Genomic DNA, 26,119 nt, shown 5'->3' with positions numbered 1-26,119 from the left:
AGCAGGTTCGGCAGTGCCTATGACGATATAGTTAACATCTCCATCAACTCCTACGTCCGCTGTAGCAGTACCGATATCACCACTGCAGTAAGCCGCCGGCACGGTTCTATGAAAGGACAGTGCTGGCGCCGTTTGGTATTTTCTTGCGCTGCACTTGATATGGCGTAAGGCGCCAAGGGGGATTTTCCAGCATAGTATGAAAGGTTGCCAAACGGGGGGTGCGGCACCTTTTTTACTTGTTCAGCACAGGAGAATTGCGCGATGGCGTTTGTTTTAGGTGGCTCGTCCCCCCATGACGACCAAGGTATAGAGCTGGTGTGTCCCGCCGGGAGCTTACCGGCTTTAAAAGCAGCCGTTGATAACGGCGCAGACAGTGTGTATTTAGGCTTTAGGGACGCGACGAATGCGCGTAACTTTGCCGGGCTTAATTTTGACGCTCAAGCCATTGCAACCGGAATACGGTATGCGCATGAGCGCGGACGACAGGTGCTGCTGGCCTTAAATACCTATCCGCAAGCTAGTTCTTGGTCTAGCTGGCAAGAGGCGGTAGATAGGGCGGTTGAAGCAGGGGTTAACGCCATTATTATGGCTGACCTAGGCTTGCTGGCCTATAGCGCGCGTCAGTATCCCCATTTGCGTTTGCATTTGTCCGTTCAAGGCTCGGCTACCAATGCCCAGGCCATCCGTTTTTATTATGAACACTTTGGTATACAACGTGCCGTGTTGCCGCGGGTATTGGCCATGCAGCAGGTGGAACAATTATGCCAGCAGGTGCCGGTAGAAATTGAAGTGTTTGGGTTTGGCAGCCTGTGCGTCATGGTGGAAGGGCGGTGCGCTTTGTCCTCTTATGTTACGGGCGAATCACCCAATACCCATGGGGTCTGTTCACCCGCTAAGTATGTGCGCTGGCAAGAGACGGCAGCGGGCTTGGAGTCGCGTTTAAACCATGTGTTAATTGATCGTTATGGGGCACAAGAAAACGCGGGCTATCCCACCTTATGTAAAGGTCGTTTTAATGTGGGCGATGAAAACTATTATGCTCTCGAGGAACCCACCAGTTTAAATACGCTTTCCTTGTTGCCAGAGCTTATGGCGGCGGGGGTGAAAGCGATCAAGATCGAGGGGCGTCAACGTAGCCCTGCCTATGTGGCGCAGGTGACCCAAGTATGGCGGGCAGCGATTGATCAAGCGCGCGCTCAGCCACGGCGATATTCGGTGCATCCTGCGTGGATGCAAGCCCTATCCAACGTATCCGAGGGGCAACAGCAAACTTTGGGTGCTTATCATCGCCCGTGGAAATAGGAGGCTTTATGAAATTGTCTTTAGGACCTTTACATTATTACTGGAGCCGCCTAGCGGTGCTGCAGTTCTATGAGCAGGCCTGCGAGTGGCCTGTGGATATTGTCTATCTGGGCGAAAATGTGTGTTCCAGACGCCATGCAATGCGCTTTAACGATTGGCTGGAGGTGGCTGCCATGCTTAGCGCCGCAGGCAAAGAGGTGGTGTTATCGACCCAGACTTTGTTGGAGTCCAACAAAGATATGAAAGTGCTAGAGCAGGTGTGTGCAAACCCCGACTATATGGTTGAGGCGAACGATATGGGGGCGGTGCACAGCTTACAAGGCAAGCGCTTTGTGGCAGGGCCCTATTTGAATGTATATAGCCCGCCTAGTTTGCAGTGCATGCATGAGCTTGGCGCGTGCCGCTGGGTTATGCCCCTAGAAATGGGGGCGGCGCAATTGCAGTCCTTGCTCGCCCATGCACCGGCGGCTTTAGCTACCGAGATATTCGCGTATGGCCGTATGCCCCTAGCGTTTTCGGCACGTTGTTTTAGTGCGCGTTACCGTAATTTGCCTAAAGATAACTGCCAATACGTGTGCCAAGAGTATCCTGATGGCTTGGTGCTCCATACCCGTGAAGGGGAAAGTTTTTTGACTATTAATGGCATACAAACCCAATCGGCCAAGGTGCATAGTTTGATGCTTGAATTGCCTGAGCTGCAAGCGTTAGGCGTGCAGGTAATTAGGTTAAGTCCGCAATCGCAGCACATGGGGCAGGTGGTGTCTCTGTACCACGCGGTAAGCATGGGGCAGATCACAGCGCAGCAGGCGTACCCACAGCTAGTGGCTTTCATGCCTGACAAAAGCTGCAATGGCTATTGGCATGCCCGCGCAGGGCTAGCGCAAATTAACGACACAGGAGGACAAATACATGGCTAACTCTACGCCAACATTGCCGCCTTTATTGGCGCAAGTATGCGCCCGTTTTCCGCGCGCGCCCGGCGCATGGTTATTCGTAGCAGGCTTAAATACCTGGTTACGCCCCCATTTGCCTGACGATATACGCACTCAATTAGCGGGGCGTTTGCTACGGGTGCAGGTGCTGGATACTCAGTGGGTGTTTGACTACACCTGGAACCAGCAAGGTTTTGAGGCGGTGTATCGCCCAGCAGTTACCCCTGATTTATGCCTTAGTGCAACATTATGGGATTTTTATCAGTTGTTGCGTCGCGATGAAGACCCAGACACGCTGTTTTTTCATCGCCGTTTACGTATTGAAGGCGATACAGAGTTGGGGCTGATGGTGAAAAACACGATGGATGCGATTGATCTGAGCGAGTTGGGCGCTCAGCAGTTATGGCGTGCCACCTTAGCACGGTTAGGCCAAAAAGCGAGGGGCCGTTTTATGCCGGCGGCGACAAAGCAGAGGTAGCTTGAAAGCTGGCCTGTTTTGGGGAACAGGCTAGCGATTTAGGCAGGTCTAAGGGTGAATTGCGGAAAAAGCTCTCCCAGTTGCTGGCACAATGCGTGACTGGGATAGTCAATCATGGCTTGGCCGGTTGCGTTCAGAGCGGTGTTTTGGCAGCCTTGTGGGCGAAACACTTGTAGCGCAAAGTGTTCTACCTTGTACTGTTTTAATTGTTGCGCCAGCGTTAGGATTGTTTCTGGGCTGTGTAGCGCTGGATGTATGGTGGTACGACACTCGTAACTCAGTTGACTGTGCTGTAACAGATGCAGGCAGCGCTGCGGCCCAAGATGGCTGTTTTTAACCCCTGTTAGGGCGTCGTAAGCCTGAAAATCAGTTTTGATATCTAAGCCCACCCAGTCTAGCAGGGGGAGCAAGGCTTGTAAGCGCTGCGGATACATGCCCGCGGTATGCATACCTACTTTAAAACCCATGTCTTTTACCTGATGAACGGCCAGCGTTAGGAATGGGTCAATAGTGGGTTCACCACCGCTAAAAACCACTCCATCTAACAAACCTATACGGCGCTGTAGTAATTGCAGCACGTCAGCCCAATCGTGGGCGTGGTCAAGACGTCGTGGTTGTAAGTGTGGGTTATGGCAATAGGCGCAACGCCACGGGCAGCCTTGAATAAAAATAACTGCTGCCAGTTGGCCGGGATAATCACTGCTGGAGTAAGGAGCCACCCCGCCAATACGAATTGAACGAGGTGGATGCTGTACGCAACGAGCATTAGACAGAAGACTCATGGCCGTGTGGGATGACTAGCGTTGGGGCTGTTTGGTCTGGGCTTCGGTAAAGTATTGGCGTTCTTGGAACTCGCCTTTTTTGCCTATATTGAACGATTGCATAGGCCGATGGTAGCCCATTACGCGGGTCCATACTTCGCATACTTGGCGCTCGTGGTCGGCGAGGATAGGGTGTTTTTCTGACATGAGATGACTCCTATATTAGGGGGCCTAAGTATGACTTAGGCAGACTGGGGAAGCTGCTGACGTTTTTTGGCCAGCAATTGCGCATCACATTTGGGGCAAAAGTGATGCTTACCCGATAGGTATCCGTGCTGGGGACAAATAGAGAAAGTGGGGGTGATGGTAAGGTAGGGCAGGGAAAAGCGTTCAAGGGCACGCTGAACAAGGCGTTGGCAAGCCTGGGCACTTGAGACGGCTTCGTTCATGTACAGGTGTAGTACCGTGCCGCCGGTATATTTACGCTGTAAGGAGTCTTGTTTTTCTAGGGCTTCAAACGGGTCGTCGGTGTAAGCCACGGGCAATTGCGACGAGTTGGTGTAGTAAGGGTTAGCGGCGGTACCGGCTTGTAGAATGTGGGGCCAACGGGTGCGATCCTCTTTGGCAAAGCGATAGGTGGTACCTTCTGCCGGCGTGGCCTCTAGGTTGTACATATGGCCGGTGGATTCTTGGTATTGGACCATTTTTGCCCGTATGTGATCCAGTAGACGTAAAGCAAAAGCGTGCCCCCATGGCGTAGTGATGTCGTGCTCATCATGGCTAAAGTTGCGGATCATTTCGTTTATACCGTTAACGCCTAAGGTAGAGAAATGATTGCGTAGCGTGCCTAGGTAACGTTTGCTATAGGGAAATAAGCCGTCATCCATATGTTGCTGGATGACGGTGCGCTTGATTTCCAGGCTGTCGCGGCCCAGATCCAGCAGTTCGTCTAGGCGTGCATATAGCGTCGTTTCATCTTGGGCATACAGGTAGCCCAGACGGGCGCAATTGATGGTGACTACCCCTAACGAGCCCGTTTGTTCGGCGGAACCAAATAGGCCATTGCCGCGTTTTAGTAATTCGCGCAGATCCAGTTGCAAACGACAACACATCGAGCGGATCATATTGGGTTTAAGCTCGGAGTTGATGAAGTTTTGGAAGTAAGGCAGGCCGTACTTGGCTGTCATTTCGAACAGGCGTTGGCTATTGGGGCTGTGCCAATCGAAATCGGGGGTAATGTTATAGGTGGGAATGGGGAAGGTGAAGACGCGCCCCAGTGCATCGCCTTGCATCATGACCTCGATGTAGGCTTGGTTAATCATGTCCATTTCAGCTTGCAGCTCGCCGTAGCTGAAGGGCATTTCCTGACCCGCTATAACAGGCACTTGCGCACGCAGGTCATCAGGGCAGGTCCAGTCGAAGGTTAGGTTGGTGAACGGGGTTTGGGTGCCCCAGCGGGAAGGCACATTTAGGTTATAGACTAGTTCTTGCATGCATTGATGCACTTGGGCATAGCTCATTTGGTCATGGCGCACAAAAGGGGCCATATAGGTGTCGAAAGAGCTAAATGCCTGGGCACCAGCCCATTCATTTTGTAGCGTTCCTAAGAAATTGACGATTTGACCTACCGCGCTAGACATATGCTTAGGGGGCGCGGCCTCGATGCGGCCCGGTACGCCGTTAAAGCCTTCATGCAAAAGGGTGCGTAGTGACCAGCCAGCGCAGTACCCAGCCAGCATATCTAGGTCATGAATATGGAAATCACCATTGCGGTGAGCTTGTCCTATGGCTTCGGGGTAAAGATGACTGAGCCAGTAATTGGCGATCATTTTTCCTGAGGTATTGAGAATTAAGCCGCCTAAGGAGTAGCCTTGGTTGGCATTGGCGTTGACGCGCCAATCTTCTTGTTGCAGATATTCAGTGATGGAGCGTATGACATCAAGCTTGGGGGCAAGCCGTGTGGTAGGCACGGCAGACGTGGAACTGGCCATAGAAAACCCTATATATAGTGTTTAAATTTCTGTTGACCACTATATATTGTGTTTGCTGGGAGGGGGAGCAGAATAAGGGCCGGCTTTGATCTAGATTAAACACCGTGTCACCCTACCCTATAGATAGAGTAGGGCTAGCGCTGGTTAGGGTTAGGCAAAGGCGGCTTCTAGCCTAGACTGCAGGGTTGACCAGTAGGCGTGCAGCGTTTGCTGTAACGTGTGCTCATGACTGAGCCAGGCGTTTTGTTGCACAAGGCTGCGTTCGGGCGGCGGGGACCACGCGGAATCGGGAAAGTAGGGGTCGTCTTTCCAGCGCGGAATAATATGCCAATGTAGATGCGGCACTTGATTGCCAAATTGTGCCAGATTGATTTTATCGGTGTGCAGCAGCTCGCGTTGAGTGGTTTCCACCATGTGGACTGCATCCATCAGCGCATGGCGCTGAAGGCGAGATAAATCGCTCATTTCGGCGTGGTGCGCTTGCCATACTACGCGTGTATAGCCCGGGAACGGGCTGTTGTCGACCGCGAGTACGTAAAACTGACTGCCCGCCCAAAGCGTTTGAGCGGGGTGGCACAAGGAGCAAGGTGCGAGGCCCATGGCTTAGGAAGCAAAAAACATGTCTTGCAGCGCGACACCGGGGTCTTCTTGTCGCATGAAGGCTTCACCTACGAGAAAGGCGTTGACGTGATGGTCGCGCATAGTTTGAACATCGGCAGGAGTCAAAATACCGCTTTCTGTGACCACGCGCTTATCGGCCGGGATATATTGCAGCAGGTCTAGGGTGTTTTGAATGCTGGTTTCGAACGTGCGCAGATTACGGTTGTTAATACCTAGCAGACGAGTATGAAGTTGCAGGGCAGCTTCTAGTTCGCTGTGATCGTGTACTTCTACCAGCACGTCCATACCTAGCTCGATGGCCACTGCTTCTAGCTCTTGCATTTGCGTGGGTTCCAGGGCGGCGACAATCAGTAAAATACAGTCTGCCCCCAGCGCCCGCGCTTGAATGATTTGGTAGGGATCAATAATGAAATCTTTGCGTAGTACGGGCAAGGAACATGCAGCACGAGCTTGACGCAAGTGGTCGGATGAGCCCTGAAAGTATTGTACGTCGGTAAGTACCGATAAACAGGCTGCACCGTGCGCCGCGTAGCTACTGGCTATGCTGGCAGGCTCAAAGCTGGGGCGTATGATGCCTTTAGACGGTGATGCCTTTTTCACTTCGGCAATAATGGCGGGTTTGCCTTGAGCAATTTTCTCTTCAATGGCTTGGCTGAAACCGCGTAGGTCTTGGCGGTTTTTGGCCTCTCGTAGCAGGTCGGACTGGCTACGAAGTTGGCGAGCAGCATTGACTTCGGATTTTTTTGTCTCCAAGATTTGCGCGAGTATATCGTTCATGCTTTTAACTTCCGGGTATAAGCGCTGAATTGCTCCAGCTTGTCACGAGCGGCGCCGTTAGCCAGTGTTTCGAATGCAAGGGTTAGCCCTTCTTCGATGGTGGCCGTACGGTTGGCGGCATAGATGGCTAGGCCCGCGTTAAGACCAACGATATCGCGAGCGGTGCCGGGCTGATTGTTCAAGGCTGCCAGTATCATGTCAGCCGACTCTTGGCTGCTGTTGACACGGATGCAGCGATTCGATGCCATATTCAGACCGTAGTCTTCAGGGTGAATCAGGTATTCTTTGACGTGTCCGTCTTTGAGCTCGCCCACTAGGGTAGAGGCCCCTAATGAGGCTTCGTCCATGCCGTCTTTGCCGTGCACAATCAGTACATGTTTGGCGCCTAAACGTTGCATCACGCGCACTTGTATGCCGACGAGGTCTTCGTGGAAAACCCCCATGAGCTGGTTGGCCGCATTGGCAGGGTTGGTGAGTGGGCCCAAAATATTAAATAGCGTGCGTACCCCTAGCTCTTTACGTACTGCGGCCACATTGGCCATCGCCCCATGGTGAGCAGGCGCAAACATGAAGCCTATGTCGGTATCTTCGATGCTTTGGGAGACTTCCTCGGGTGTAAGGTCGAGCCGCACCCCTAGGGTTTCTAGGACATCGGCACTGCCTGACGAGGAAGAGGCACTGCGGTTGCCATGTTTGGCGACTTTGGCGCCTGTGGCCGCCACGACAAACATAGCAGCGGTGGAAATGTTGAAGGTGTTGGAGCCGTCACCGCCGGTGCCGCACATATCCAGTAACTGATCAGGGTAGGGCGTGACGACGGGAGTCGCAAACTCACGCATCACTTGTGCTGCCGCAGTGATTTCGCCTACGCTTTCTTTTTTTACTCGTAGGCCCATTAGGAGGGCGCTGGCGATTTGGGGTGACATTTCGCCCCGCATTAGCATGCGCATCAGGTGGAGCATTTCGTCATGAAATATCTCGCGGTGTTCAATACAGCGGACTAATGCTTCCGTGGGGGTGATAGTAGTCATGCGTGTACCGCCAAGGGTAGTTCAAGAAAGTTTTTCAGCAAGGCATGGCCATGCTCGCTAAGGATGGACTCAGGATGAAACTGTACGCCATAAATGGGTAAGGTTTTATGACGAATGCCCATAATCTCTCCATCGGCTGTTTCGGCAGTAATGGTTAAACACTCGGGCAAGCTCGCACGCTCGATAGCTAATGAGTGATAACGGGTTACTTGGAACGGGCTGGGTAAGGCGCTAAATAGATCGGTACCGCTGTGGGTAATAGGGGACACTTTACCGTGCATAATTTGCTGCGCACGGATAATGCGGCCGCCAAATGCCTGTCCGATAGCCTGATGGCCTAGACACACGCCCAGTATAGGTTTTTTACCTGCAAAATGCTGTATCACGTCGAGCGACAAGCCCGCTTCGGAAGGGGACTTAGGCCCAGGAGAGATACAAATATGAGTGGGATTAAGCGCTTCAATCTCAGCAATACTGACTTGGTCATTACGACGAACAATGACTTCAGTGCCCAATTCTCCAAAATACTGAACCAGGTTGTAGGTGAAAGAGTCGTAATTATCGAGCATGAATACTTTATGCATGGCTACCTCGAAAGGGAAAGGCGACGTTTGACGTGAAGGTCGAAGAAACTGTTGTTAGCTAGGCCGGCTGTGATAGGCCGGCTAGGCTACCGGTTAAGCGTTGATTTAAATGGGCTCATCCAAACCCGCTTGTACCTGTTCGGCAGCACGCAGTACGGCGCGTGCTTTGGCTTCGGTTTCTTGCCATTCCATTTCAGGGTCTGAGTCGGCGACAACACCCGCGGCTGCTTGTACATAAAGCATGCCGTCTTTGACCACGCCTGTACGAATGGCGATGGCCAGATCCATTTCACCGCTGTAACTGATGTAGCCGGCCGCCCCTCCGTAAATACCGCGGCGCACCGGCTCAAGCTCATCAATCAATTCCATGGCCCGTACCTTTGGGGCGCCGGTGAGTGTGCCGGCAGGAAAGCTGGCGCGCAGTACGTCCATATTGGTGAGCCCCTCTTGGAGTTCGCCGCATACATTAGAGACAAGGTGCTGAACGTGGGAGTAACGCTCTACGCTCATGGTGTCAGTGACTTGGACTGTGCTTGTTTTGGCGATGCGGCCGATGTCGTTGCGTGCCAAGTCGATGAGCATCAGGTGTTCGGCGCGCTCTTTGGGGTCGGCCTGCAACTCGGCGGCCAACGCTGCGTCTTCCTCGGGTGTGGCACCACGTTTACGTGTACCGGCTAGAGGACGAATCGTGACGATTTGCTGCGGCTCGCCTTCAACGCTTTGCTCTTCTTGGCGGACTAGAATTTCGGGGGATGAGCCTACCACTTTGATATCGTCGAAATTCCAGTAGTACATGTAGGGCGAAGGGTTGAGCGAACGCAGTGCGCGATAGAGCGATAAGGGTGAGTCGCGAAAGGGTTTGCTAATCACTTGGCCCACTTGCACTTGCATCAGATCGCCCGCCGCAATGTACTCTTTGGCTTTGAGCACTGCTTCTAGGTAGTCTTGCTTGTCAAAGTCGCGCTGAATCTCGGTTTGTACGCTGGCGTAAGCGTAAGGGATGACCACCGGAGCGCGTAGCTTTTCGCGCAACTCTTTGAGTCGACGCTTGGCTTGGGTGTAGGCCTCGGGTTTGGTTGGGTCGGCATACACCAACAGGTAGGTGCGACCGGCCAAGTTGTCGACGATGACCAGCTCATCCACATGCAGCAGCATGATGTCGGGCACACCACCTTCTTGGCCGTCGGGATAAGGCTTTGGGGCTGCGCCTAAGCTAGGCTCGATATGACGGACCACGTCGTAGCCGAAGTATCCTGCCAAGCCACCAGCAAAGCGGGGCATGCCGGGGCGCAAGGCTACTTTGTAACGCGCCATGTATGACTCGATAAAGCTTAAGGGGTCGCCTTGGTGGGATTCTATGACTTCGCCTTGATGCACGACTTCAGTGAGCTGATCTTGGCTACGTAGGATGGTTTTGGCGGGTAGGCCAATAAATGAGTAACGTCCGAATTGCTCGCCACCGACCACGGACTCCAGCAAACAAGAGTAACGTCCGCCTTCGGGTCCGTTGTGAGCAAGTTTCAGATAAATGGACAGCGGGGTGTCCAGGTCTGCGTAAGTCTCAGCAATTAAGGGAATGCGGTTGAAGCCTTGCGAACTTAGCGCGTTAAATTCTATTTCGGTCATGAGAGTCTCGGTGAGTCTGAGGGTACGACAAGCCGGGACAATAAAAAAATAGCCCGGCACTTTCGGTTTCCGGGCTACTTCCTGATAAAGACCGCTAGATAGTAAGCGGTAGATACAACGACAGGTTTACACAGTCCCGGAACACGAACGCCACCAGCGCCAATAAGCGCCGTAAGTGGGATAGTGATTAAGGGCAGTAAACATGTTGTGGTGTAAAACTGAATAAGTTAATTTGGCCAATGCGCTTTGTGAACAGAGCGACGTTAAGTATTCTTGAACTATACCACTGCTTTTGTGGCTTTGTATATCCTTAGCGTAGGCAAAGTACCCAAGGTTTACGCAAGATAGTGAAGAGAATGCCTTTCAAATAGGCGAAAAGAGGGGAGAATTAGGGAGTTTATAGGCTATCGAAAAACGCCAATTGCCTATATATTGTAGCAGTGGAGGAATGTTCAGGCCTTGTCTTGTAATACGGCTGCCAGTGTAGCCAGGCAAGATCTAGACGGTTGAGTAGGCAATGCGGCAACTGAGCAGTTTTTTATATGAATTAACGCTTCTTCAGTGCCGCTTGCTGCTTACAGAGTCCACTCTCCCTAGGATGCAGCAGTAGTGTTTATTATGTCTTGCTTAGTAACAGTCAGGCGGTGTAGTGAGCACCTTGAGCATCAGGCTCTGATGCTCCACATAAAAACACCATCATATTGTGCGTGTCCTGAGGCGTACGCGTGATGCATGACATTTTTCATCAAATACTCAAAGAAAAAAAGATTACTTCGGTATTTCAGCCTATTGTTGATTTGCGCAGTGGTGAGTTCGTGGGCTACGAAGGTTTGGTTCGAGTGCCTCACCTATCCAATGACTTCGTGCCGGCCACTTTATTTCAAACCGCGCGTGAACTGGGCCGATTAAAAGAACTAGAAGAACTATGCTGTCGCCTGCATGTGCTGGGTTTTTTGCAACAAGGCTTGCAGGGTAAGCTGTTTTTGAACTCTAGCCCTGATGTCGTGCTGATGCTTTTTAGCGATTTGACTGAAACTCCCAATTTCGGCTTGAATTACTGCACCCATCTAGCAGGTTTAGATCCTCAACGTATTGTGATGGAACTGACCGAAACCGAACGCGCTGATAACTATCATGATTTAAACCGCGCGATTGCGCAGTTGCGTAGCAGCGGGTTGGAGTTTGCGATTGATGACCTAGGCGAGGGGTACTCATGCTTGCGCTTGTGGTCTGAGCTACAGCCCGAATACGTGAAAATAGACAGGCATTTTGTTTCTAGTATTGATACCGATGTGCTCAAGCAGCAGCTCGTGCGGTCTATCTGTGATATTGCTGAGCATGCCAACTCTATTGTGGTGGCAGAGGGCATAGAAACTGCTGCCGAGCTGCAGATGTTGCAGCATATAGGGGTACGCTGTGGGCAGGGTTATTTCTTAGCTCGTCCTGCTTATCAGCCCCACAAAGAGATTGCCGCAGAAATTAAACCTCTGTTTGGGCATTGGCCTAGGGCCAGTCGTTGGCGGCGGCCTTTATTGACCCGAGAGCGTAATTTGACTGCAGCCCAGTTATTGCAAGATGCGCCTGCTGTAGAGCACACCGTTCCCACGAATCAGGTCTATGAGCTTTTTCAGCGTCAGGCATCTTTGCAATCGGTGGTGGTCTTGAAGGCGGGGGTACCCTTAGGCATACTGCGGCGCGCGCAGTTATATGACCAATGGGCACGTCTTTATCACCGCGAGCTTTACGGTAATAAGCCGTGCTCTAAATTTATCCAAGATCAGCCTCTGATTGTCGATATTGCTACCAATTTGTTGGATTTGGGTGAGATCGTTGCCCAAGGCCCGCAACACTATATGTCTGATGGGTTTATTATCACTCAGCAAGGGGTGTATGCGGGGGTGGGATCTAGCGCTGAACTCATGCGAGAAATCACGCGTTTGCAAATGCATACGGCGCGCTATGCCAATCCGTTAACGCAGCTACCCGGTAATGTGCCTATTAACGAGCATCTGGATTTTTTGTTAAGGCAAGGTACGGCGTGTGCGGTTTGCTACGTTGATTTAGACAATTTTAAACCTTATAACGACTTATACGGCTATCGCAAAGGCGATGATGTTTTGCAGGTGGTGGCCACTCTGTTGCAACGTCATGCGTGTGAGGATCAAGATTTTGTTGGTCATGTGGGGGGCGATGATTTTATTATTATTTTCCGCAGTCCAGACTGGCGTCAGCGCTGTCAGCAAATATTAGATGCGGTGCCGCAAGTCTTACGCCATTTGTATCGTGATGAACATGTTTTGGCGGGAGGCTATATAGCCGAAGACAGAAAAGGAATGGCTGTATTCCATACGCTTATCCATGTGTCGTTAGGCATAGTAGTGATTGATCAGCCTGCTTTATATACGGCTTCGTTGGTGGCTGACTTAGCAAGTGCCGCAAAGGCTAAGGCGAAAAAAATGACGGGTAACGCTATGCACATAGAGCAGCGACACCCCTTAGCACTAAGGCAGGCTTTGGAGTAAGCCTGCGGTATGCTTTTAGCGTTGGTTTAGCGGGTTTCTCCTTTGTGAATTTCAGCCCGCATGGCTTGTATCACTTGGGCGTAGTCAGGCTGGTTGAATATCGCCGAGCCTGCTACAAAGGTGTCCGCTCCGGCCGCCCGGATTTCAGCGATGTTGTCTACGTTCACGCCGCCGTCCACTTGAAGCAAAATTTCGTGCCCGCCTTGCTCGTGCCAGCGATCAATTTTTTGACGTGCCAAGCGAATTTTTTCTAGGGTATGAGGAATGAAGGATTGGCCGCCAAAGCCGGGGTTGACTGACATGAGTAGCACCATATCAATTTTATCCATCACATGGTCCATCCAGTCTAGCGGGGTAGCAGGGTTAAAAACTAAACCGCTTTTACAACCTAGGTCGCGGATCATCGCTAGGCTGCGATCGACGTGCCGGGATGCTTCGGGGTGGAAGGTGATGTAGTTGGCTCCGGCCTTAGCAAAAGCGGGGATGATGGCATCGACGGGCTCTACCATGAGGTGCACGTCGATGACAGCGGAGCTTAAGGGACGAATAGCGGCGCAAATCATGGGGCCAAAACTTAAGTTGGGTACAAAGTGATTGTCCATGACATCAAAGTGTATCCAGTCGGCGCCAGCAGCTAAAACACTGTTAACTTCTTCTCCGAGGCGAGTGAAGTCAGCCGCGAGAATGCTGGGGGCGATGCGTGTGGTGGTAGGTGATGACATAAGGCGGTGCAAGGTGTGGCTACATTAAAGTTGGGGTCTATGTCATTATTGTAGTTTTAAGCAGCGCAAAGTACAGTGCTGACATGATAACTGTAGTTTATGGATAAACAATATGAAACCAGAGCACATTGAAGTGCAGGTTATGCCTAGGTATTTGCCCGAGCAGTCGGAGCCAGATCAACAACAATATGTGTTCGCTTATACCGTTAGAATTACTAATCATGGCCCAGAGTTAGCGCAAATTATTAGTCGCCACTGGGTCATCACCGATGCCGATCAGCAAGTACAAGAGGTACGCGGTTTAGGGGTGGTGGGGCAACAGCCTGTGATTCGGCCAGGTGAGTCGTTCGAGTACACCAGTGGCTGCCCGTTACGTACGCCCATGGGTACGATGCGTGGCGTCTACCATTGCGTGGGGGAAAACGGCGTGCCCTTTGAGGTTCCCATCCATGAAGTCTCTTTGCATTTTCCGCGTACTCTGCATTGAGTCCTGTTTTTTTGCTCATTTTCTTTTGCCTGCTACCGCCGTATGAAAGTTATTTATGTAGTCGCTACGCTTAGCTTGTTGCTCAGCGCGTGTTCTAGTGTGGTCCTAGAGCCCTCTACTGGTTCGTCCACAACTACGCCGAGCGCGGGCACAGATCCCGAGCTAGCCTTGCAGCCGTTACGAGTCCCCAGTCTAGATGCACTGCCCGAGACACCGGCCCGAGCCTTAAAAGGCAAATATGTGGCCGTTGAGTGGTCGGTGTTACCCGGTTGGCAGACCGATCAACTGGATCATGTTTGGAAAGGCTTTGTGAACAATTGCAAAGGCTTGATGCGGCCAGTGAGCGGCTCTTTAGTGACGCCGGCGCGAGCCAGCCCACGTGCCTGGCAGCCAGTTTGTGCGGCTGCGAAAAGCTCTGGCTTGGGTGAAAACAGTCAGGATACCCAGGCGATACGTCAGTTTTTACAAACTCATTTGCGTCCTTGGCGTTTGCTCAATGCAAATGGGCAGGCCGCCAGTGGTACGGTGACCGGCTACTATGAGCCCCTACTCAAGGCGTCACGCCAGCGTAGCGGCCAGTATCAGTGGCCCTTATTTGCCGCGCCTGATGATTTGTTGACGATAGACCTAGGGGGGCTGTACCCCGAGCTGGCAGGCAAGCGGGTGCGTGGTAAACAGGTGGGTAATCGTGTCGTGCCTTACGATGCGCGTGCTGATATTGTAGCCAAAGCAGACAGGCAGCCGCCCGTGATTGTGTGGGCAGAAGATCCTATTGAAGGTTTTTTCTTGCAAATTCAAGGTTCAGGGCGTGCTGTGTTACCCGATGGCTCGGCAGTACGGTTAGCGTATGCAGATCATAATGGCCGCCCCTATGCCTCGATAGGGCAATGGCTAGCTAAGCAAGGCGAGTTACCGTTAGCGCAAACTTCCATGCAAAATATTAAAGCTTGGGCCAAGCGCAATCCACATCGAGCCCAAGAATTGATGAACGTTAATACGGCAATGGTGTTTTTCCGCGAGGAGCCTATTGTTGATCCTGAGCTTGGGCCCAAAGGGGCCTATGGTATTCCGCTGATTGCCGAGCGCGCGATTGCGGTGGACCCCACGTTTGTACCGTTAGGAACCCCCGTGTTTCTGTCTACTACTTATCCCGCTAGTCAGCAGCCCTTACAACGCTTGGTGTTTGCACAAGATACCGGCGCTGCCATCACAGGGGCGGCAAGAGCTGACTTTTATTGGGGCACAGGTGATGAGGCTGGCAATAAAGCGGGGCGGATGAAACAAACGGGTGGAATGTGGTTGTTATGGCCGCGACAGGCCGGGGCACCGGGGGCACGATGAAAGCAGAACAGGTAGTGGTATGTGGGGCGGGCATTGTGGGTATGGCGACAGCCCTGAGTTTGAAAAAAGCAGGCTTTACGGTCAGTATCCTGGCGCCGGCTTGGCAGGGGTTTGAACCGGCGGAAGGGTTTTATCATCCGCGCGTCTATGCCTTATCCGCAGCGAGTCAGGCTTACCTAGAAAAATTAGGTGTTTGGCGTCTGATGAATGCAAAACGTCTGACGGCAGTGCAGTCTATGCAAGTGTACGGAGATAGTGGGGCTTGCCTGCATTTGCATGCCTGGCAGGCAGCACAAGAGCACTTAGCTTGGATTGTGGAGTCAGGTGAAATCGAGCGCGCCTTACATCAGGCCTTGTCGGTGTTTGGTGTGGATTGGCATGATGATACGCTGGTGGCCCTAGAAAATAATGTCCTCCATACCGCCAAAGGGCAGCAGCTATCTGCTCAATTGGTGGTGGGAGCCGATGGCGCGCGTTCTCGGCTGCGCGAGCTCGCCGGCATTACGCATCAAGCTAAACCTTATGGTGATGCCGGCATGGTGGCGCACTTACAGGCCGAGCGCCCCCATCAGCACACCGCTTTACAATGGTTTACGGGCGATTCTATCCTGGCCTTATTGCCCATGCCCGACGTACAGGGGCAGGCCCAGGTTTCTATGGTGTGGTCGGTGTCGCAGCAAGTGGCTGATCACTACTTGGCCATGGAACCCGCGCAAAGACAGGCTAAGTTAGCACGGGAAATTTATGCGATTAGCGGCGGGCAACTGGGGCAGTTAACGCTGCGTAGCCAGTTATTCGCGTTTCCTTTGACCCTTGAAAGCAGCGGTATGGTGGCCCCGGGTGTGGCCTTGGTGGGTGATGCTGCCCATCGAGTGCACCCCTTGGCAGGTCAAGGTTTGAATTTAGGCCTCGGTGACGTGGAGGCGCTAGTGACCGTACTAACGCAAAAAGAAGCCATGCGTTCAGTGGGTGATTTACGTGTCTTGCACCGCTATCGCCGCTTACGCGCCGAGCCTATCGCCGCCATGCGCTTGGCCACCGATGGCCTATATCGTTTGTTTGCCGTGCCCGGCTTACCGGTGTCTTGGGCTAGAAACACCGCCATGCGAGTATGTGACCGTATTCCTTTTATTAAGCGCAGCTTAATTGGGCATGCAGCAGGCCAAGGGAACGGAACCGGCTTATAGCCTGTCATAATAAGCTTATGCAAATTTGTAAGAGTGGAGTTCATATGAAGCAGTTATGGGGCAAAGCCTTATTTGGTGTCGCCTTACTGGTGGCCATGGTAGGGCAAGCACAGGGCCAGGCGAGTGAAGAGTCCAAGCAAGAGCAGTCGGTGCGTACGGCGTTTGAGCAGTTTTTTCCGGAAATTGAGTTACAGGCCGTGAAAGCCACGGTGTTTCCCGATCTGTATGAACTACGGGTGGGCAGAGAGCTTCTGTACACCAATGGCAAAGCAGAGTTTGTGCTGCAAGGGGCCTTGCTTGAGAGTAAAACTCGCAAGGACTTGACGGAAGAAAGCCTGCAAGAAATGAATAAAATGGCGATCGATGAGTTCCCGCTTGATAAGGCGATTAAGCTGGTTAAAGGCGATGGAAGTCGTCAAGTGGTAGTGTTCGAGGACCCCAATTGCCCTTTCTGTAAGCGTATGCATAAAACCCTAGACGAAGTGAGCAATGTAACCATCTACAGTATGATGATGCCTATCTTGTCAGCAGACAGTCGTGTCAAGGCAGAGAGCCTGTGGTGCGCGGATGACCCTGCTGCAGCCCTTAATGATTGGATGTTGCGTGATAAGGCGCCCGCGGCAAAAACTTGTGATCACCCTTTGGATGAGCTATTGGCGTTAGGGCAGCAGTTGGGTATACGGGGTACGCCCGCCACTTATTTTGCGAATGGGCAAATGATTAGCGGTTGGTTACCTGCGGATAAATTGAATCCCCTGCTTGATCAGCAATAGCAGGCGAACGAAACTTTATTTGTATTGTTTCAACAAGAAAAATGCAACGCTAGTAAGGCAAATATTACTTTTGATAATATTTGCCTTTTTTATAGTGGCTTCATAGTTAATTGATAAATAACAGAAAAATTTGTAATTTTGACGCTTAACCTAACTTAACTTTTTGCTTTGCGTTTAAAAGGGCACAATTTAAGTCCTAATGTAATGTTTTTCGACGTTATTTGTCATCAACGTCGAAATGTATAGTGAAAAGTTGAGTGATATGAGGCAAGCAAACAATGTATTGCTGGTGATTGAGCGGACAGAAAGCTTACTTCTTTTACAAGAGAAGTTAGAGCAGTATGGCGCAACGATTACCATGCTGCGTGGCGCGGCCGAGTTGCCCCAGGCATGTAATGATGCAGTGGATTTACTGGTGCTGCCGGTAGAGCCAGGCTTTTTGTCTCTTTTAGTTGCGCGTCTGCACAGTGAGCTGCCGTCCTTGGGGATTATTGCGTTGCCAGGCGTGCAAAGTACGGATCAGCGGGTGCAGCTACTTTTGACGGGCGCCGATGCTTGTTTGTTCTCGGATGTAGAAGTCCCAGAAATTTTAGCTTGGAGCCACGCCCTACGACGTCGCGTGAACGTTAGCCAAACTGCTGAGGTTGGGGTCGAGCCTAACATAGGGCAGGTTAAAGGCGCTGAGCTTCCTGCTACGTGGCAGTTACAAGAAAAAGGCTGGACGCTGTTAGCGCCTAACGGCCTAACTTTGGAGCTGACTCACAGTGAGAGACAGTTAATGGATGCCTTTTTAAGCGCACCTGATGCACGCATCAGTCGTGACGACCTGATGCGCGATAAAGGTATGAATGTGGCCGATAGCCGTGCAGTGGACTCGTTAATTAGTCGCCTGCGCCGTAAGGCCAGCCAGCGAGGTATAGCGTTACCCATTAAGTCTGTTCACGGTTGGGGATATACCTTTGCAGGGCCACTACAATCGCTTACCGACCACCGTGAGCGGGGGGCGGCCGTAGAGCCTGATGCACAAGATTTACCGACAGAGGAGGCCCTATCAGAGCAAAAGTTAGCCCTGCTAGTAGCGGAGTTGATGGCCAACCCCGCCGAGTTCAATCGAGCCCAGTCGTTTAGCTACCAGGTGCAAGTTGCTATTAATACCGGCCAAATCAGTGGGGTGGACGCGGAGCCTTATTGGACCTTAGCAAACGGACAGCGCTATGACAGTGAGCAGTTGCTGGCCAGAGTGCCTAGTGCACTGATGCGTAAGCAAACGGAGGATGGGGTCGTTGAGGCTTTGTTAGATGATATTAACTGTTGGTGGCAAGAGTACGGTTTGCGATCGCAGCAGGTGTCTCTGCGAGTCAGTGCTGATTATCTTCGGCAAACATACAAAAGTCTGTGTGAATTATCGTTGCAGCGCAAACTTGGCTTTGAAGTCTTAAGTTTGGATGTGGTGTTTAAGGCTCATCATGAGTTAGACGCAAGCTATATTTCAATATTAAATTATTTACGTTCACACAAGATAAAGGTGTATTTGAGTGTGCAGAGCTTGGCTGCTGAACAAATTAATACCTTAGAGAATTTGCCGATTGTGGGTGTGAAGTTCGAAGCACCGATACTCCAACAAGCCATGGGCGATGCGGTGTTTAAAATGAGCCTAGAACTGGCTTTACATCGGATACATGAACTGGGCTTAGAGGCGGTACTAAAAGGCGTCGATAGCGTTGAGTTGCGCGAATTGGCGCTAGGCATGGAAATATCCCATTATCAAGGTCTATTAACCTCAGACTGGATGTCTAGGGATGCCTTGTTATTGACCTTAGCCTGCACACACGCGAATTAGCGTTATTTACTACTTATTTGTATAAAGGTTCTCGTGGTAAAGCCCATGCAATTTTAGTCTTATACTGTGTGTGTCGTAACCAGCAATTAAGACGGGGGCAGTGATGCGAAGTGTAGCCTGGGTAGTGAAGGTAGTAGTAACAAGCATGTGTTTTTGGTTAGCGGGCGCTCAAGCAGCTAACTTAGGGGCACAAGGGCACCTAGAGGCGAATGAGCAACACGAACGCTTACTGCTGTTAAATCAGGGCGACTATGTAGAGGGTAGCTGGCAGCAAGACGATGCTGTGAGCGTACGCTTGTTTGATGCACAGGGTGTGTTGTGGCGTGATTTAAGCTTACCCTCAGAGCGCGAAGGTGAGTTTGCCTTTGTGGTACCGGCTGATGGCGAATATCGTCTACGACTGACGGGGCAAGGCAACTATATGTGGACGATTTCTCAGGTTGTGCCATTAAGTGCCCAACAGGAGCAGCTCGACGAGCCTTTACAAAGCGATTTAATTCGTCAGTGGCAGCGACGCTTGCAAACAGGGGAAAGCACGGCGGCATTTTGGGCGCATGTGGCTCAGGTGGGTACCCCGTTAATTGAACGCTTAAGTAATACGCATGATAGGGTCACGTTTGTATGGCGCGGTGCTAGACAAAGAGTGCAAATGCGAGGCGGGCCCAGCTTGATGGATGGTGGGCAGATGCAGCAGTTAGGGGACTCCGATATTTGGTATATTACCTACGACCTCCCGCGGGATGCGGTATTTAGTTATCAATTTGCCCCCGATGTGCCTCAAGGGGTTGATAGCCGGATGGCATGGCGTGCTGCCTTGCAGGCTGACCCGCACAATAGCCACCGTTTGTATCCTCAGGTGCGAGATAACTTTCGCAATCGTTCCGTGCTTTCCTTGGATCGTGCTGCTCAACCTTTATTAGGGGATGAGCCATCGGCTATCCTGCCGCAGGGCACGCTGGAGGCGTTCGACTTCAATAGCGTTATCCTAGAGAACCAGCGTAAGGTACGCATCTACACGCCCAAGTTGGCAGATGGCCAGCAGGTTGAGCATGTCATGGTATTGCTCGATGGCGAGGACTACTTAAATATCGTGAATGTCCCAGCTGTGGTCGATCATTTAATTCAAGCCGGAAAAATAGCGCCCGTTAAACTTGTGCTGGTGGGCAATCCTAGTGTGCAAGTCAGAGGTCAGGAGCTGCCCCCTCATAATGGCGACTTTGTCGATTTTATTGACCAAGAGCTTTTACCCTGGATGGCTGAGCATGGTGTAAAAGCCAGCCCCGAGAACACCATTATTGCAGGCTCAAGCTACGGAGGCTTAGCCGCTTTAAATCTTGGCCTGCAATTGCCGCAGCATTTCGGCAAGGTGTTAAGTATGTCGGGCTCATTCTGGTGGGGACGGCCCCACGAGCAAGCGCAGTGGTTAGTGCGGCAGTTTGTCGAACAAGATAAGGTCCCTCTGGATATCTTCATGAGTGCAGGCCTGTACGAGGATAATCGGGGCAGTCAGGGGGTGACGCTGCTGCGTGCGAACCGCCATATGTATGATGTGCTGCGTGCCAAGGACTATTCAGTGAAGTATGTTGAGTCTCCTACCGCACATGGCTATATCAGTTGGGAGCGCCTATTGCCGCAAGCCCTAGAGCACTTTCTAGCACCCAAAAAAACGGCTGATGATCAAGAGGCGCCCGCGGAGATCAGCAGAAACTGATTAGCTTATTGATCTAGGGTTGCGCCACCGTCGACGCGTAAATCATGCAGGGTAATATGGCGCGCCCGCTCAGATAATAAATACAGTATGGCCTGAGCAATATCGTCTGGTTTGGCTATCCGTGCCAGTGGAATGCCGAGGCGAAATTGCTCTGGTGCGCCCGCTATCACCGTCTCTCTGGAGCTGCCTTGTTGCCACATGGCTTGCTGCATGGCCGTATCGGTAGAGCCCGGAGACACAATATTGACGCGTATGCCGTACTGAGCCACTTCTAAGCCTAGGCAGCGGCTCAGTTGGGTTACGGCGGCCTTAGAGGCGGCGTAAGCGCTCATGTTGGCGCGCGGTGTGGTGGCAGCATTCGAGCTAACGTTCACAATAGCGCCGTGCCGGCGTTCAATCATGCCGGGCAGTACTGCTTGGCAAACATGAAAGACACCGTCAGTGTTGACCGCAAACGCGCGCTGCCATTGAGCCGCACTCAGCTCCCAGAGCTGACCCATTTGCAGAACGCCTGCGACACAGGCAACTTTAGCGATAGGGCCCATTTTTTCCTGGCCTTGCTCGACCGCATCACGAACGGCTTGGGCTTGGCTAACATCTACCTGAATGGCGCTAAGTTGTTCGGGATATTGCTGCGTGAGCACGTTGAGTTGGTCGGTGTGCAGATCAAGCGCGATCAACCTTGCTCCTTGTTCCAAGAGCTGTTGGCTAAGTGCCGCACCAATGCCGCTATTTGCACCGCTTACCAGTACACATTGTTGAGAAAATTCGGAAGATTGCATAAGTTTTTATTGGGCGGCGGGCTGAGTTAAGGCGGAGGTAATCTGTTCACAGGTCAGGCTAACACCGCAGCGTTGGGATACGTATTTGATGGCCATAAGGTGCTCTTCTAGGGAGAAGTCTGCCGTAGCGTCAATGGTAAAAAACGCTTGTATATCTTGCATGAAGGCTTCCAACGCTGTGCTCATGCAGCCTATATGAGCATAAATGCCCGTGATAATGAGTTGATCGCGACCCACGGCTTGTAAGCGTGCACGTAAGTCTGAACGTTGAAAGGCGCTGTAGCGCCATTTGCATAACACGGTATCGTCCGGCTCCGGGGCAAGTGCGGCCGTTGTTGCCTGTAAGTGATGCTGGCTTTCGGCGGTCAGCCCAGGGCCCCAAAAGTCATTTAATAGTGCACGGTCGGCAGGGTTTTGTTTTATAGGTTGAGCGGTATAAAAAACTGGGATGCCTAGGCTTTTGCATACCTGACGTAGTTGGGAAATATGCTGAATAAGTTCGGGTACGGGCGAGCGAGTGACGTCATACTTACTGAGAAAGTAATCCTGCATATCGTGGATCAGTAGCGCGCAGCGATTGGCGTTGGGTAGCCAGTTCACTTTGTTTTTGACGGGGGCGTTGGGCAGGATGTAGCTGGGTAAAGCGTGGATGGTCATGGAGGAGGCTCACAAAGTATCAATAGTGGTTGTTAGGCCCAATGCGCTTAGGAGCGTCATGAGTTTATTGCCGGTTTCTAAGCGCTCTAAAGCAGGCTCTGAGCCTGGTACGATGCCTGCCCCTGCAGACAAAGTGAGCGTGCGTTCGCGGTAGTGGGCACAACGTATGGCCACGGCCCATTCGCCGTTGCCGGCTGCGTCGCTCCAGCCTATAGCGCCTGCAAACAGTTGCCGATCGACGGGTTCGAGTTGCTCGATGGCTTGCATGGCGAGGTGAGTGGGTGTGCCGCACACGGCAGGTGTGGGGTGCATGGCCAGGGCAAGCTCTAAGGAGCTCACATGCGGCTGCCGTAAGCGGCCACTAATGTGGGTGGACAAATGCCATAAGTTGCGTGTGTGGGTCAGACTAGGGCCAGTGGGAATCTGCAAATCAGTGCAGTACAACTGGAGAATGCGTACGACTTCGTCGATCACGAAAGCATGTTCGCGCCTATCTTTGTCCGATTGTAGTAGCTGTTGTGCTTGAGCTTGGTCTACGTCGGGCCGGGGGTCGCGGGCGCATGTGCCAGCAAGCGGATTGACCATCACTTGATCTCCTATGCGCTTGATAAGCAGTTCCGGGCTGGCGCCCAAGAAGGTCTCGGGGTCCGGATGGTGCTCGTCGCGCTCTAGGGGCAGGCAATAGGTATAACCGGCCGGATTGCTCTGTAGCATATTGCTCAGTACGGTATGCCGGTCTAGGGCCTGCTCTAAATCTATTTGTAGGCCGCGGGCTAAGACTAACTTGCTAATATGCTGCTCTGCCATGGTGCGTAGGCCCGAACTAACAATCTGTTCGTAATGTGCGCCGCTGGGAATGAGGCGATGCTGCTGCACGGTATTGCTGGATAGTAAGCGGCCGGCCGAGCTTGAGCGATGGAGCGGCCCTGCCAGTTCATAAGAGCGCGGTACACGAAAGAAACCATTTTTATGGGGATTAAATGGTATAGCTCCTAGGATGATGGGCTGTTTTAGGCCGTCTCGCTCAGCTTGGTGGAGTAGTTGGCGTATGCGCGCTAGTAACTGGCCATCGCGGTTATTGGTTCGGCAGGAGAGGGCCGCGCCCTGGGCCAGAATACTCGTAGAAGGTGAAGCAAAAAGGCTGCTACTTGCTTGGTAGGAGGCCAAGTAGTCAGCAACGCTTAACGGTTCAATAGACGTAGTAGAGATAGGCATAAGGTGGCAGTCAACTTAGTGGCTGAACCACCCGGAGGTGGCTCAGCAGACGTTTACTTCTTCAGTTGGATACGGCTAATACGGTCGCCGCCTAGTGAGTCATCTTTGCCCTGTGCTTTAGTGACTGCATAGACGTTGCCCTGACCATCCAGGCTGACATGGTTAGGCATGCTGCCTAAGTTCAAATTAGCTAGAATATTGCCGTCAGGCTGAATCACGGTTAGCGTGCCGGCCCCTCGGCTGACGGCATAGGCGACATCTGTGGTGGGATCGAACACGACGTTTAACGCCCCTGCGCCGATTTCTATATCGTGCAGAACTTTGCCTTGCTTGGTGTCAACAATGAGGATGTTGTCACTGCCTTGGCTCGCCACATAGGCATGCCCACGCTTGGCATCAATGGCCACGCCTGAAGCGCTTAGTGCGCCGGGTAACGCAAAAACGGCAGTTTCGTTTTTATTGAGATCCACCGCAAATAATTCATTGGTATTCATCGATACGGTGTACAGCTTGCCTCCCTCTGCATCCAAGGCCAGACTTAAGGGGCTAGGGCGCTCATAACCAGCAGATAGAAGCTCAATGGCAGGAAGTGCTTTGAGGGTTTTAGTGTCAAATACGGCCACAGTGGGAGCCCCTGGTGTAGAGACATACGCACGTTGCTTGTTGCTGTCTATGACTACGTCGCGGGCGTGTGGTGCGGCACCATTTTCAAATTGTTTGACCAGTGACAGATCAGCCTGCTTGTAGACAGCCACCGTATTGCTGCGTGTGTTGGTGACCCACACTGTGCCGTGCTCATCGTCTACCCCGACGCCGTACACGGCTTGTACCTGGCCGTCGTCACGGTCTTGCTGAGCGGCTGGTTTGGCACTAGCGGTAATTTTTAGGGTGTTAGGATCAACTTTGAGCAGTTGGGATTCGCGCACGGGGGGGCGCCCCACCGCCGAGGTCACAAAAATGGCATTGCTTTTAGGGCTATAGGCACTTTGGTAGACGCCGGGCACGAGCGACTCTGTGGTGATGTCAAACTTGTCTTGGCCGCTTTGCGGGAACTTTGTTGAAACTTTAAGTTTAAACACCGCAGCGGTGGAAGGCTCAGCCGCTTGTACCACAATCGCATGTTGCCCTGACTTAGCGTCAGCGGGTAAGGTGATAGTGGTGCTAAAGTTTCCTTTGTCATCCGCTTTTAGTGCTTTTTCAGTGAGTACGTGGCCATTTTGAAGCAAGATAATTTCTTGGCCTGGGGTGAAGGCGCGGCCATTGATGTTCACTTGATCGCCTGCGTAGTGCACGCCCATAGCATTCACCGTGCCATTGAAGTGGGAGTCGGGCTGATCAAAAGTGGCAGCCGCGTACGCGGCGTTAATGCTAAGGCTGAGAGCTGCCAGCGCTAAGCCGGTTTGTTTCAGCCACGTTGTTTTTTTAGAGTTTCTGCAATTGACATTGATTTGCATCATTGTTCCTTATTTGGGAGGCAGTACAGCGTGATTACTGTACTGCGGGGAAACATGTTTCTTGATTAGGACCCGGGCGTTTGCTCGCTTTGGTCTTGATGGTCAAGTGTGCGTAGGCTGGTATTGGACATTCCAAACAGGCCAGCCATGGTGCTACAGGCTAGGCCGCCAATTAAGAACGCTAAAGCAGGGTTAAAAAGGCGTGCCACGAGACCCATCTGCACATTCCCTAGGGCTTGGCCCATAGAGTATTGAGTCATCCATAAGCTGGAGACCCGTCCCAATAAGTGGTCGGGTGTATGACGCTGTACCAGTGCCATCCGTAAAATTTTTGATACGGTGTCGGCCGCGCCCATGAGGGTTAGGCACGCGAGGGACCAATAAAGGGTTTGATAAGCAGGAAGGGCTGCTACGGAGGCGCCCCATAATAAAACGGCGATCACAATGACTCGTCCTGGCTTGGCTGTGTTACGGCACCAACCGCTTAGTAAGGCTGCTGCCGTGGCGCCTACTGCTGGGGCAGCATACAGAAAGCCAGTTGCTTCGGAGCCTAGTGACAGCACTTGCTCGCCCCATTGAGGCATCAAGGCCATAGGAGTCGCCAAGAATAAAGCCCCCAAATCAATGAGTAATAAAGTGCGCAGCAAAGGATGCTGGCGTACGAAATGCAGGCCATCAAGCAGTGATTGCAAAGGAGCTTGGGCGGGGCGATGTTGATTTTGTGGGGGTAGGGAGGGCAGAGCTCGTAACAAGAAGGGGGTGATTAACACGCCACACAGTACGATGAGATAGCAAAAAATGAGGCCAGGCCCAGAGATCAATATTCCAGCCAGAGCGGGCCCGATAATGCCTCCCACTTGCATGGCTAATCCTGATAAGGCAGCCGCGGCGGCCAGTTTTTCACGGCCTACCAATGCCGGCACAGCGGCCATCATGGCGGGAACGCTAATGCCACCTGCGGCACCCCCTATCGCAGCAGCGACATAAATGGGCCAGACCAGTGGTTGGGGCACGAGTGCGTTGGCGACAAAAATTAAGACGCTAATGACATATACGCTGCGTGACCACAGCATCAGCAAGCGGCGGTCCATGCGATCTGACAGTACCCCTCCCACAATGAGTGCACTGACCATAGGAACGGCCATGGCAACGTTGAGCATGGAAACGGCGAAACTCGATTGTGTGAGATCAAAAATTTGGATGCTAGCCGCTACCATGAGCATACCGGTGACTAATACCGTCGCAGCACGCGCTGCATAGGCGTAACGAAAACCGCGGCTCACTTGCAGTGGCGATATATCAATGAAAAAGCGCTGTAAAGACAT

General features: G+C 52.2%; 24 protein-coding genes. 10 read left to right on the top strand and 14 right to left on the bottom strand.

Annotation, left to right across the window (positions count from 1 at the left end):
• Positions 1-261 precede the first annotated feature (261 nt).
• Genes ubiU through ubiT form a run of 3 tightly spaced genes read left to right on the top strand, consistent with a single transcriptional unit; the run spans position 262 to position 2,712 of the window.
• Positions 262-1,302, top strand: a complete 1,041-nt coding sequence (ubiU, locus tag OSH01_RS08420) for a ubiquinone anaerobic biosynthesis protein UbiU (RefSeq protein WP_266123636.1) — start codon at positions 262-264, stop codon at positions 1,300-1,302.
• Between the two features lie 8 nt (positions 1,303-1,310).
• Positions 1,311-2,219, top strand: coding sequence for a ubiquinone anaerobic biosynthesis protein UbiV (gene ubiV, locus OSH01_RS08415; RefSeq protein ID WP_266123635.1), 909 nt, complete (start codon positions 1,311-1,313; stop codon positions 2,217-2,219).
• Positions 2,212-2,712 (top strand): ubiquinone anaerobic biosynthesis accessory factor UbiT, encoded by a 501-nt coding sequence (ubiT, locus tag OSH01_RS08410; RefSeq protein WP_266123634.1) that lies wholly within the window; start codon positions 2,212-2,214, stop codon positions 2,710-2,712. The genes ubiV and ubiT overlap by 8 nt, the downstream gene beginning before the upstream one ends.
• A 38-nt stretch (positions 2,713-2,750) precedes the next feature.
• Here ubiT and OSH01_RS08405 read toward each other — a convergent pair whose 3' ends face one another.
• The 8 genes from OSH01_RS08405 to trpE form a co-directional block, all read right to left on the bottom strand.
• Complete coding sequence (locus OSH01_RS08405; protein WP_266123633.1) at positions 2,751-3,494, bottom strand: anaerobic ribonucleoside-triphosphate reductase activating protein; 744 nt, start codon at positions 3,492-3,494, stop codon at positions 2,751-2,753.
• 15 nt (positions 3,495-3,509) lie between these two features.
• Positions 3,510-3,680, bottom strand: a complete 171-nt coding sequence (nrdD, locus tag OSH01_RS08400) for an anaerobic ribonucleoside-triphosphate reductase (RefSeq protein WP_266123632.1) — start codon at positions 3,678-3,680, stop codon at positions 3,510-3,512.
• A gap of 35 nt (positions 3,681-3,715) precedes the next feature.
• Complete coding sequence (locus OSH01_RS08395) at positions 3,716-5,464, bottom strand: ribonucleoside triphosphate reductase (protein WP_266123631.1); 1,749 nt, start codon at positions 5,462-5,464, stop codon at positions 3,716-3,718.
• A gap of 150 nt (positions 5,465-5,614) precedes the next feature.
• Positions 5,615-6,064 carry an HIT family protein gene (locus OSH01_RS08390; protein WP_266123630.1) on the bottom strand — a complete coding sequence of 150 codons (450 nt, stop codon included), beginning with the start codon at positions 6,062-6,064 and terminating at the stop codon, positions 5,615-5,617.
• A gap of 3 nt (positions 6,065-6,067) precedes the next feature.
• Positions 6,068-6,862: an indole-3-glycerol phosphate synthase TrpC gene (trpC, locus tag OSH01_RS08385; protein ID WP_266123629.1), complete on the bottom strand. Its 795-nt coding sequence runs from the start codon at positions 6,860-6,862 to the stop codon at positions 6,068-6,070.
• Positions 6,859-7,893 (bottom strand): anthranilate phosphoribosyltransferase, encoded by a 1,035-nt coding sequence (trpD, locus tag OSH01_RS08380; protein ID WP_266123628.1) that lies wholly within the window; start codon positions 7,891-7,893, stop codon positions 6,859-6,861. Before trpD ends, trpC begins: the two co-directional genes overlap by 4 nt.
• Positions 7,890-8,477 carry an anthranilate synthase component II gene (locus OSH01_RS08375; RefSeq protein ID WP_266123627.1) on the bottom strand — a complete coding sequence of 196 codons (588 nt, stop codon included), beginning with the start codon at positions 8,475-8,477 and terminating at the stop codon, positions 7,890-7,892. Before OSH01_RS08375 ends, trpD begins: the two co-directional genes overlap by 4 nt.
• Before the next feature lie 105 nt (positions 8,478-8,582).
• Complete coding sequence (gene trpE, locus OSH01_RS08370; protein ID WP_266123626.1) at positions 8,583-10,103, bottom strand: anthranilate synthase component I; 1,521 nt, start codon at positions 10,101-10,103, stop codon at positions 8,583-8,585.
• Positions 10,104-10,831: 728 nt separating this feature from the next.
• Here trpE and OSH01_RS08365 point away from each other — a divergent pair.
• The gene (locus OSH01_RS08365) at positions 10,832-12,625 is read left to right on the top strand and encodes a GGDEF domain-containing protein (protein ID WP_266123625.1); all 1,794 of its coding nucleotides are present in this window, start codon (positions 10,832-10,834) and stop codon (positions 12,623-12,625) included.
• 26 nt (positions 12,626-12,651) lie between these two features.
• Here the strand turns inward: OSH01_RS08365 and rpe are convergent, their stop codons facing one another.
• Positions 12,652-13,347 carry a ribulose-phosphate 3-epimerase gene (gene rpe, locus OSH01_RS08360; RefSeq protein ID WP_266123624.1) on the bottom strand — a complete coding sequence of 232 codons (696 nt, stop codon included), beginning with the start codon at positions 13,345-13,347 and terminating at the stop codon, positions 12,652-12,654.
• Between the two features lie 112 nt (positions 13,348-13,459).
• Here rpe and apaG point away from each other — a divergent pair, with 112 nt between their 5' ends.
• From apaG to OSH01_RS08330, 6 genes are all read left to right on the top strand, one after another.
• Positions 13,460-13,834 (top strand): Co2+/Mg2+ efflux protein ApaG, encoded by a 375-nt coding sequence (gene apaG / locus OSH01_RS08355; RefSeq protein ID WP_266123623.1) that lies wholly within the window; start codon positions 13,460-13,462, stop codon positions 13,832-13,834.
• A gap of 42 nt (positions 13,835-13,876) precedes the next feature.
• Positions 13,877-15,175: a murein transglycosylase A gene (gene mltA, locus OSH01_RS08350; RefSeq protein ID WP_266123622.1), complete on the top strand. Its 1,299-nt coding sequence runs from the start codon at positions 13,877-13,879 to the stop codon at positions 15,173-15,175.
• A complete protein-coding gene (locus tag OSH01_RS08345) occupies positions 15,139-16,362 on the top strand; it encodes an FAD-dependent monooxygenase (protein WP_376918068.1) in 1,224 nt (407 codons plus the stop codon). The genes mltA and OSH01_RS08345 overlap by 37 nt, the downstream gene beginning before the upstream one ends.
• Before the next feature lie 44 nt (positions 16,363-16,406).
• Positions 16,407-17,135, top strand: coding sequence for a DsbC family protein (locus OSH01_RS08340; RefSeq protein ID WP_266123621.1), 729 nt, complete (start codon positions 16,407-16,409; stop codon positions 17,133-17,135).
• A 262-nt stretch (positions 17,136-17,397) separates the two neighbouring features.
• The gene (locus OSH01_RS08335) at positions 17,398-18,975 is read left to right on the top strand and encodes an EAL domain-containing protein (RefSeq protein WP_266123620.1); all 1,578 of its coding nucleotides are present in this window, start codon (positions 17,398-17,400) and stop codon (positions 18,973-18,975) included.
• Between the two features lie 103 nt (positions 18,976-19,078).
• Positions 19,079-20,686: an alpha/beta hydrolase-fold protein gene (locus tag OSH01_RS08330; RefSeq protein ID WP_266123619.1), complete on the top strand. Its 1,608-nt coding sequence runs from the start codon at positions 19,079-19,081 to the stop codon at positions 20,684-20,686.
• 5 nt (positions 20,687-20,691) lie between these two features.
• Here the strand turns inward: OSH01_RS08330 and dhbA are convergent, their stop codons facing one another.
• The 5 genes from dhbA to entS form a co-directional block, all read right to left on the bottom strand.
• A complete protein-coding gene (gene dhbA, locus OSH01_RS08325; RefSeq protein WP_266123618.1) occupies positions 20,692-21,468 on the bottom strand; it encodes a 2,3-dihydro-2,3-dihydroxybenzoate dehydrogenase in 777 nt (258 codons plus the stop codon).
• A 6-nt stretch (positions 21,469-21,474) separates the two neighbouring features.
• A complete protein-coding gene (locus OSH01_RS08320) occupies positions 21,475-22,125 on the bottom strand; it encodes an isochorismatase family protein (protein WP_266123617.1) in 651 nt (216 codons plus the stop codon).
• A 9-nt stretch (positions 22,126-22,134) separates the two neighbouring features.
• On the bottom strand, positions 22,135-23,340 hold the full coding sequence (locus OSH01_RS08315; protein ID WP_266123616.1) for an isochorismate synthase: 1,206 nt from the start codon (positions 23,338-23,340) through the stop codon (positions 22,135-22,137).
• 53 nt (positions 23,341-23,393) lie between these two features.
• Positions 23,394-24,797, bottom strand: a complete 1,404-nt coding sequence (locus tag OSH01_RS08310) for a YncE family protein (protein ID WP_266123615.1) — start codon at positions 24,795-24,797, stop codon at positions 23,394-23,396.
• A gap of 62 nt (positions 24,798-24,859) precedes the next feature.
• Entirely contained in the window at positions 24,860-26,119 is a 1,260-nt protein-coding gene (entS, locus tag OSH01_RS08305) for an enterobactin transporter EntS (protein WP_266123614.1), read from the bottom strand.

The sequence above is a fragment of the Alcaligenes endophyticus genome (genome assembly GCF_026344035.1).
In the GTDB taxonomy this organism is placed as follows: Bacteria; Pseudomonadota; Gammaproteobacteria; order Burkholderiales; family Burkholderiaceae_B; genus Alcaligenes; species Alcaligenes endophyticus.
This window is presented reverse-complemented; position numbering and strand designations above follow the sequence as displayed.

What these genes read in the sequence shown, in the direction of transcription:
- ubiU (WP_266123636.1), top strand. Translation starts at nt 262, where the DNA reads ATGGCGTTTGTTTTAGGTGGCTCGTCCCCCCATGACGACCAAGGTATA.
- ubiV (WP_266123635.1), top strand. Translation starts at nt 1,311, where the DNA reads ATGAAATTGTCTTTAGGACCTTTACATTATTACTGGAGCCGCCTAGCG.
- ubiT (WP_266123634.1), top strand. Translation starts at nt 2,212, where the DNA reads ATGGCTAACTCTACGCCAACATTGCCGCCTTTATTGGCGCAAGTATGC.
- OSH01_RS08405 (WP_266123633.1), bottom strand. Translation starts at nt 3,494, where the DNA reads ATGAGTCTTCTGTCTAATGCTCGTTGCGTACAGCATCCACCTCGTTCA.
- nrdD (WP_266123632.1), bottom strand. Translation starts at nt 3,680, where the DNA reads ATGTCAGAAAAACACCCTATCCTCGCCGACCACGAGCGCCAAGTATGC.
- OSH01_RS08395 (WP_266123631.1), bottom strand. Translation starts at nt 5,464, where the DNA reads ATGGCCAGTTCCACGTCTGCCGTGCCTACCACACGGCTTGCCCCCAAG.
- OSH01_RS08390 (WP_266123630.1), bottom strand. Translation starts at nt 6,064, where the DNA reads ATGGGCCTCGCACCTTGCTCCTTGTGCCACCCCGCTCAAACGCTTTGG.
- trpC (WP_266123629.1), bottom strand. Translation starts at nt 6,862, where the DNA reads ATGAACGATATACTCGCGCAAATCTTGGAGACAAAAAAATCCGAAGTC.
- trpD (WP_266123628.1), bottom strand. Translation starts at nt 7,893, where the DNA reads ATGACTACTATCACCCCCACGGAAGCATTAGTCCGCTGTATTGAACAC.
- OSH01_RS08375 (WP_266123627.1), bottom strand. Translation starts at nt 8,477, where the DNA reads ATGCATAAAGTATTCATGCTCGATAATTACGACTCTTTCACCTACAAC.
- trpE (WP_266123626.1), bottom strand. Translation starts at nt 10,103, where the DNA reads ATGACCGAAATAGAATTTAACGCGCTAAGTTCGCAAGGCTTCAACCGC.
- OSH01_RS08365 (WP_266123625.1), top strand. Translation starts at nt 10,832, where the DNA reads ATGCATGACATTTTTCATCAAATACTCAAAGAAAAAAAGATTACTTCG.
- rpe (WP_266123624.1), bottom strand. Translation starts at nt 13,347, where the DNA reads ATGTCATCACCTACCACCACACGCATCGCCCCCAGCATTCTCGCGGCT.
- apaG (WP_266123623.1), top strand. Translation starts at nt 13,460, where the DNA reads ATGAAACCAGAGCACATTGAAGTGCAGGTTATGCCTAGGTATTTGCCC.
- mltA (WP_266123622.1), top strand. Translation starts at nt 13,877, where the DNA reads ATGAAAGTTATTTATGTAGTCGCTACGCTTAGCTTGTTGCTCAGCGCG.
- OSH01_RS08345 (WP_376918068.1), top strand. Translation starts at nt 15,139, where the DNA reads ATGGCCGCGACAGGCCGGGGCACCGGGGGCACGATGAAAGCAGAACAG.
- OSH01_RS08340 (WP_266123621.1), top strand. Translation starts at nt 16,407, where the DNA reads ATGAAGCAGTTATGGGGCAAAGCCTTATTTGGTGTCGCCTTACTGGTG.
- OSH01_RS08335 (WP_266123620.1), top strand. Translation starts at nt 17,398, where the DNA reads ATGAGGCAAGCAAACAATGTATTGCTGGTGATTGAGCGGACAGAAAGC.
- OSH01_RS08330 (WP_266123619.1), top strand. Translation starts at nt 19,079, where the DNA reads ATGCGAAGTGTAGCCTGGGTAGTGAAGGTAGTAGTAACAAGCATGTGT.
- dhbA (WP_266123618.1), bottom strand. Translation starts at nt 21,468, where the DNA reads ATGCAATCTTCCGAATTTTCTCAACAATGTGTACTGGTAAGCGGTGCA.
- OSH01_RS08320 (WP_266123617.1), bottom strand. Translation starts at nt 22,125, where the DNA reads ATGACCATCCACGCTTTACCCAGCTACATCCTGCCCAACGCCCCCGTC.
- OSH01_RS08315 (WP_266123616.1), bottom strand. Translation starts at nt 23,340, where the DNA reads ATGCCTATCTCTACTACGTCTATTGAACCGTTAAGCGTTGCTGACTAC.
- OSH01_RS08310 (WP_266123615.1), bottom strand. Translation starts at nt 24,797, where the DNA reads ATGATGCAAATCAATGTCAATTGCAGAAACTCTAAAAAAACAACGTGG.
- entS (WP_266123614.1), bottom strand. Translation starts at nt 26,119, where the DNA reads ATGTCTTTACAGCGCTTTTTCATTGATATATCGCCACTGCAAGTGAGC.